Genomic DNA, 7,503 nt, shown 5'->3' with positions numbered 1-7,503 from the left:
GAAAAAGTTATTCGTCCTCATCATCAAAATGGTTATTTTTCAATACTTCCCGTAATAATTCCATATCTTCTTTTGAATTGGGGTTTATCATTTTTACGACTTGATAAGGTGTCCTATATTTATGTCCCTCTATGCTTTCCCCGAACATATCCATGCTGTATAAATCATCATAGCGGTCTAACAGTTTTTGAAACTTCAAATGCTGGATAAATTCTTTGATTGGATAAAGGTCGGACGCTACAATACTTTTCCCGTTGATGTAGTCGGTAATATATTCCCGTAACTTTTCCAACTCATATTCCAGCCATTCTTCCTCGCTGTCAAAGAAGTTGTCATAATGTCCATGTTTTAGTTCTGCATTTAATCGTTCTTCAATTCTTAAAAACTGGCAGACTTCCTTTTCGGATTGATTAACATACTTCCATTCTCCCGATAATAATTCATTGGGCATTACACCCAGCACGTCCATTATCTTTTCTAATGTATCGAAGGTAGGAAAATTCACACCTCGTTCAATCTTGGAAAGGCTCTGCATATTGATACCGATTTTATCCGCAAGTTCCTGTTGTTTCATTCCTCTGTGTTTTCTTATGGTCTGTATGTTCTCTCCTAAGAAACTGATTTTCTTTTCGTAATGCTCCATAACTTAGTATAACCGCTCCTTTCGTTGCTTTTCTTGGTATTTATAAGCATATCATACTTAATCTACATCTAAAAGTCAACAAAAACTTCTTGACAAGTAATTCTAATGGCGTTATTATCGTATCAGATAGAGTGATTAAGCACGATAAGGTCAATCACACGCTTGAGTAAGCATAGAGAAGATACATTTTCACTTTGATAGCATGAATAAGCATGGACTATCAGACCGAAAATAGTGGTTTCCAAAAGGGGCTGGCTGGACGGGGCACGTCCCCCAGACGTGTTCGGACAGACAGTTCCTTTTGGAAAAGGAACGCCTAAAGGCGTTCGCAGAGGGCGTATATGTAACACCGCCCTGCGCATACATGTCATAGTACCTAGAAACTGTGATAAATAAAGGACAAAACACGATTTTTACCCCGCAAAAAAACGGGAAGTACGAAAGGAGTAATGCACTATAACTACACACAAAAATTTATCCGTTAAGATTGATTACATCAGCATTGTATTTGATACTGCAACCGCTGAAGATGTAATCATGCACATTTTAGGTTTACCGACTGACATTTTCAATGTTTATCCAGCAACGATAAAATTCAAGACTTATCAAGCACGCTGGCAGATTGGAGATATTTATGTATCGGGGGACGCAAGAAAGACAGAGGACAACCCACAGGGGCTAGGCTGTTATCTTGTTATGACTGGCAGAGGTTGTGATGATATTTTCCGTATTCTCGATAGTAGGAATTGTACCTTTGGAGATATGTTCCGACGTTGTGAGCGAAGATACGGACTGGATAACTTCCATTTTACAAGACTTGATATTGCCATTGATGATAAGAACGAAAAGCCATTCTTTACCATAGAGCAGATAAAGAAGAAATGCGAAAAAGAGGAATTTATTTCTAATAGTGAGGGCTACCACTTTGACGAAAGCAAGTTTGATGATTTCGACACCGCAAAGACTGTTTATATCGGTGCTGGTAAATCGGGATTGTCCTACCGCTTTTATGATAAAGATAAGGAAGTCTGTTCAAAACATAATAAGACACTTGATGAAGTTGGCAGTTGGAAACGGACAGAAATGCAACTGCGTGATGATAAGGCTCATGCTTTTGCCATGACATTCAAAGACAGACCGCTGGAACTTGGGGAACTGGCTTTCGGGCTATTGGCAAACAACCTACGCTTTGTCGTGCCAAACAGAAATGAAAGTAATAAGAGCAGATGGAAAACGTGTCGGTTTTGGGAACGCTTTTTAGGGGCTGTGGAAGTCTTGAAAGTGCAAGTACCGAAACTACATAATTCTCTTGAAGAAACACAGCAATGGCTCACAGAGGGTGGCGTGATTTCCGCTGTCAAAAGTTTTTACTTCTTAGAAGAACATGACGCATTAGGTGGACTGGAAAAAGTGGGAACTATGCTTGATAAGGCAAGATACAGTAATTCCCTTTCCAGCAAACTAACCGCCCACTTACAGAGGATAAACCGCACCGACCTTATCCCCTATATCCAGTATGACACAAAACAAGGGAAAGGGGGTATCTAATGAATAACAACGATATTCCTGTATGGGAAAAGTACACCCTTACCATTGAAGAAGCGTCAAAATATTTCCGTATCGGAGAAAACAAGTTAAGACGATTGGCAGAGGAAAACAAGGACGCTGGCTGGCTCATTATGAATGGCAACCGCATACAGATTAAACGCCGACAGTTTGAAAAGGTCATTGATAAATTGGACGCAATCTAATGCAAATGAGCCTTGTATGTGTTATGATGAACACAAGTCATATCAAGGCTCTTTCCAACAAGGAAAGGAGCAGACACCATGAAAGAAAAAAGACGGGATAGCAAAGAACGTATCCTGCATACTGGAGAGAGCCAACGAACAGACGGAAAATACTTATATAAATATGTGGACGCATTTGGAAACACAAAATATGTGTATGCTTGGAGATTGACACCCACAGACCCGACACCAAAGGGAAAACGGGAAAAACCCTCACTTCGTGAACTGGAACAGCAGATAAGACGGGATATTGAGGACGGTATCGACAGCACAGGCAAGAAAATGACGCTTTGCCAACTCTACGCTAAACAGAACACACAGAGGGCAAACGTGAAGAAAAGCACACAGAAACAACGGGAACAGCTCATGCGGTTATTGAAAGAGGACAAGTTAGGTGCTAGGAGCATTGATACGATAAAACCCTCTGACGCTAAGGAATGGGCATTACGCATGAAAGACAAAGGCTTTTCCTATAACACCATTAACAACCATAAACGCTCGTTAAAAGCGTCATTCTATATCGCCATACAAGACGATTGTGTAAGGAAAAACCCTTTTGATTTCAAGTTAAGTGAAGTCCTAGAAAATGATACCAAAGAGAAAGTCGCATTGACAGAGGAACAGGAACAAGCCCTACTCTCATTCATCAAGACGGACAATGTGTATCACAAGTATTATGATGATGTGCTGATACTGTTAAAGACAGGACTTCGTATCTCGGAACTGTGCGGACTGACAATCATGGACGTTGATTTTATCCATGAGGTTGTGGTTATCGACCACCAGTTACTAAAGAGCAAGGAACAGGGTTATTATATTGAAACGCCTAAGACAAAGAGCGGAATAAGGCAAGTGCCATTAAGCAGAGAAACAATACAGGCATTTCAACGGGTTATGAAGAAACACCCAAAGGCAGAACCATTTGTGATAGACGGACGGAGCAATTTCCTATTTGTCAATCATAAAGGCAAGCCCAAAGTTGCGATTGATTACAACGCCTTATTTGTCCGTATGATAAAGAAATACAACAAGCACCACAAGGACAATCCCTTGCCACATATCACACCGCATACGCTACGCCATACATTCTGCACAAGGCTGGCAAGCAAGAACATGAACCCGAAAGATTTACAGTATATCATGGGGCATTCAAATATCAGTATCACAATGAACTGGTACGCTCATGCGTCCATAGATACCGCAAAATCAGAGGTTCAGCGTCTAATTGCATAAGAAGTATTTACCACGATTTTAACCACGCTTGATAGCGAAAATATAAGAAGATAGACCTAGATATGCGAGGTTTACCACAAAAGCAAAATGCCCGTAGAGCCTATAAAATAAGGCTTTGCGGACATTTAAGAAGATATAAAAAGATAGTCAAAAAGACATATATAATTTTTTAGAACATATTTTTTACTGCATTTATATCGATAAGACAAATTGTTAATTTCTATTGATTCAAGGGATGTAATTTTGATACCACTATTGGTAGTTTCTTCTTCCGTTAAATCCAACAGCTGATATATCTGAGAAATATTTAGCTCATGTCTTTTTACCTCTGCGTATTTGGATAAAATATTTTTCACACTGGACTTGGCCTGAATAATTGAACGAGTATACGTTACAACACTTCCAATTAAAATCTCCCCTCCAATTCCCCGCAAAATAATATATAAAAAAATGCAACCATCTATTATTTGTTCAATAAGCGTAAATATAAGCATTTGAATGATGCTTTTTTTTGAAAGATTGTAATCCTGGTTATTAAATATATTTGTCAGTTTTTCAAATTCTGAAACAAAAAAATCTGCTAAATTATTTAGTTTCAATTCTTTTACAGCAACTCCATTAGTTAGCAAAAAACTCCAATACCACTGTTTTCGCTCATCTGGTGCTCTGTTATAAACAAGGGCAAACCTTTTATTATTAATTTTCACTGAAATAATATATTTAATAATTGGGACAAACAAAACACAGGGCAAAAGTTTAATGTCCAATGTAAACAAAATAAGCAAATACGATAGGGACGAAATCAAAACTCCTATTATCTGAATGCTAGTATTAACAAAATATATAATAGAACCATTTTCAGCATATTGAGCTCGACGAATCAAATCATACGTCTCACTAGCTTCAAAATCTTGTACAGAAAGCGATGCTGTTTTTAATAATAGTTTCTTTTTCAACCACAAATTAAAATTTAGTTCTACTTTTGATGTATACAAATTTGCCAATGCCTGAATAAAGCTTTGTATTAGATCTAAAAAAACATATATTAATATCAACTTTATAATATGCATAATATCAACAAAGGCTAACTGTAATGCATTAAGAATCATTTGCATAATCAACAAAGAAAGAACAGGGCTGACATTCAAAACAATTGTTAAAAATAATTGCACCCAGACATAGCATCTACTTAAAGATCCAATCAACTGAATAGCTTTTTTAAAAAAACGCAATGAACTAATTAAACCATTTTTTTTTTGCATATAAAAATCTACTTTCGTCATTTTATCATTAAAAGTCTACCAAAATCCCTATCATGTAATATAAATTCTAATAATCCCGCTACAAAACCACCAGCTCCTTGTAAAAGCGAAACATCCGCTTCAAAATACTGATCAATAATCTCAGATGTGCTTTTTAATCCATTTTCATAAAAAATATTTTTAGACTCTAAGACGCATCTATCTATAGGTGCATTTAATCTATTTGACTTATTTTCAGAATAGAAATAACTACCAATTGCCAGCATACTGGCATAACCATGACACAATCCTGGATTATCCAAGTGATAACTAGTTGTAGGCGCATCTATGATATCAGTTAAATAAGATTTATATTTTTGTTCGTTCAAATAATCATTACAATATCGTGCTACTAATTGCAAGCCACGCGCAACCGACACATTCCCATAACACCAACTAGAACGTTGTATTTTTAAAAGCGAGGCATATTTTGGTTTTAAATTGTAATAATATTCCCTCGGTGAAATGTAACATGGCCAGACAACTTTTTGATTTTGCATTGTCTCATATCTGTTATATAATTCTTGAATAGTATTTATTGCTTCATTCATTCCCTTAAGCTCTATCCCGTTTCTTTTCGCTTTTCCCAAAGCGATAAGTGGACCTAACATCCCATGTGATAAACTGAAATTCAAGTGTCCGTTTGGATATAATTTTCTTTCAAAATCCGTATATAAATTTGCCTTTGGAATATGGAATCTCAAAACCTGCTCTTTTTTGTATTGATACTTATCCGTCAGAGATGTTAAATATCTAACCAAAGGAAATAACAATTCTTCCTGTTTCTTACCAATTTCAGTATCTACGAGATACGATAATATACCAGATATTCCCCCTATGCAATCATAATGCGATGCATATGTACTTGGTTTTTCTTCCAACAACATTTGAGCTCGCTTTGATGCAATTTTAATCAACAAATCATTTAAACTTAAAGAAAATTTTTTCAGATTACCTGTATTTTTATTATATAAATCTACTGCAAAGGCCTGACGTCCAAGACTGCCAAACATACCTATCCGATATGGATTTATTCCATCTCTTTCAATTTCTTCCTTTATTTTTTTACATATAGAATAACCAACTTCTTCCCAAACAGGATCCTTTAGATAATCTATTGCATCCGAAATAATAATAAGCAAATCCATATAGCATTTGGGTGATAATTCCTCTTTTTTATATAAACTCAAAATATACTCAAAATAGCCATCAATAAAGTTGACAGACCATTTCTGCGACTCACTACCTTTCATGAAATAACACCTACCTTTATAAATTTAGTCCAAAAGAAACCAACGATATCAGCCATGAAACTCCAAAATAAAAAACAAATGACATAATTCCAGCTGTATTAAAAAAAACTACTAATCTACTTTTTTCAGAAATAATTTTTTCTAATAATTTCTTTTTACAATAATACAAATGTAAAAGTATATTCTTCTTACTACAGAGCAATAGCAGGATTAAAAGCATTAAAAAGAGTCCTGCATTTAATAACATGGTTAAAACCATATTCATTGAAAAGGAAAACAATTTATTTTCCCACAAGAAAATCTCCAGATTATGAATAACATGAAAAGTAATAGCATACCATAAATTTCCTGTGAGGCAGACCAAAACACCTGAAAAAAAACCAATCAAAAGAAATATTAATAATAACCCCTGACCATGCATTATAGCAAACAGTATAGTTGTTGCTAAAATTGCAAATCCCTCCCCATAAGACTTCAGCTTAGACCATAGAATTCCCCGAAAAATCCATTCCTCTACCAGAGGTCCCAGTATTACACCTGTGAAAATATCTAAACCACTGTGTAAACTTTTATCATTCATCATTACGATGTCTTGAAATACTTTTGCATACAAAAACAAAAAGAATGCACAAAAAACATGGGATAAAAATATTACAAATGCCGTTAATAAACCTTTTTCCAATACGGATAATTCATATTTGTTTTTAGAATAACATGTATCCAGCAAAGACAACCTTCCCCATTTTTTCATTCCCATCCATACGATACCAGCCCAAAATATATAAAAAGCCATATTTTCAGCAACAATCGGCATTATTCGCAAAAGTATTAGCGAACCCAAATACGCAATCAATAAGATCCATCCTATTTTGCCGGCAATTATTTTTAATTCACATTTCCTTTGTTCGTCCATCGTGCATATATTCTCCATATAAAAAAGTTGCAAGAAGTAAACTCATTTATTTAATACATTTTAATCACAATCTCTTAACAACGTGCCAAGCCATTACCTCTGCACGCCGTCATATCAGATGCTGAGCAATCACAAGAAAGTGGATTAGCTGCACAGGTTGCACAGGATTCAAATAATGAATCTACAAACTTTCCTGTAATATAGGAGCACCAAAATCCTGAAGTAACTCCCTTTGTTTCATTCTCTGCTGTTGAATCTACCTGAATAATATCTAAATCAAAATCATCAAAATGTCCCATAATTATCCTCCTAGTTTTAATTTGCTTCTTGCGCTGATTGTCAAGGTAGTTGTCAGTAAAAATTTATATTC

The 7,503-nt window shown here is 35.7% G+C and carries 8 protein-coding genes; 3 read left to right on the top strand and 5 right to left on the bottom strand.

The features are described 5' to 3' along the window. Nucleotides 1-7 precede the first annotated feature (7 nt). Nucleotides 8-643 (bottom strand): helix-turn-helix transcriptional regulator, encoded by a 636-nt coding sequence (locus DWY93_RS13955; protein ID WP_005946876.1) that lies wholly within the window; start codon nt 641-643, stop codon nt 8-10. A 486-nt stretch (nt 644-1,129) separates the two neighbouring features. Here DWY93_RS13955 and DWY93_RS13950 point away from each other — a divergent pair, with 486 nt between their 5' ends. From DWY93_RS13950 to DWY93_RS13940, 3 genes are all read left to right on the top strand, one after another. Then, nucleotides 1,130-2,191 (top strand): replication initiation factor domain-containing protein, encoded by a 1,062-nt coding sequence (locus tag DWY93_RS13950; protein ID WP_173816749.1) that lies wholly within the window; start codon nt 1,130-1,132, stop codon nt 2,189-2,191. Continuing rightward, on the top strand, nt 2,191-2,394 hold the full coding sequence (locus tag DWY93_RS13945; RefSeq protein ID WP_002610247.1) for an excisionase: 204 nt from the start codon (nt 2,191-2,193) through the stop codon (nt 2,392-2,394). The genes DWY93_RS13950 and DWY93_RS13945 overlap by 1 nt, the downstream gene beginning before the upstream one ends. A gap of 78 nt (nt 2,395-2,472) precedes the next feature. After that, nucleotides 2,473-3,666 carry a tyrosine-type recombinase/integrase gene (locus DWY93_RS13940; protein WP_003127058.1) on the top strand — a complete coding sequence of 398 codons (1,194 nt, stop codon included), beginning with the start codon at nt 2,473-2,475 and terminating at the stop codon, nt 3,664-3,666. A 125-nt stretch (nt 3,667-3,791) separates the two neighbouring features. Here DWY93_RS13940 and DWY93_RS13930 read toward each other — a convergent pair whose 3' ends face one another. From DWY93_RS13930 to DWY93_RS16975, 4 genes are all read right to left on the bottom strand, one after another. Continuing rightward, nucleotides 3,792-4,949 carry an ABC transporter ATP-binding protein gene (locus DWY93_RS13930; protein ID WP_117472496.1) on the bottom strand — a complete coding sequence of 386 codons (1,158 nt, stop codon included), beginning with the start codon at nt 4,947-4,949 and terminating at the stop codon, nt 3,792-3,794. Continuing rightward, nucleotides 4,946-6,220: a lanthionine synthetase LanC family protein gene (locus DWY93_RS13925; protein WP_117470318.1), complete on the bottom strand. Its 1,275-nt coding sequence runs from the start codon at nt 6,218-6,220 to the stop codon at nt 4,946-4,948. The genes DWY93_RS13930 and DWY93_RS13925 overlap by 4 nt, the downstream gene beginning before the upstream one ends. Nucleotides 6,221-6,236: 16 nt before the next feature. Continuing rightward, complete coding sequence (locus DWY93_RS13920; RefSeq protein ID WP_181968556.1) at nt 6,237-7,133, bottom strand: CPBP family intramembrane glutamic endopeptidase; 897 nt, start codon at nt 7,131-7,133, stop codon at nt 6,237-6,239. Between the two features lie 74 nt (nt 7,134-7,207). Further along, nucleotides 7,208-7,432: a hypothetical protein gene (locus DWY93_RS16975; protein WP_147324212.1), complete on the bottom strand. Its 225-nt coding sequence runs from the start codon at nt 7,430-7,432 to the stop codon at nt 7,208-7,210. Nucleotides 7,433-7,503: the final 71 nt, after the last annotated feature.

The sequence above is a fragment of the Clostridium sp. AF28-12 genome, assembly GCF_003435225.1.
Taxonomy (GTDB): Bacteria; Bacillota; Clostridia; order Lachnospirales; family Lachnospiraceae; genus Pilosibacter; species Pilosibacter fragilis.
This window is presented reverse-complemented; position numbering and strand designations above follow the sequence as displayed.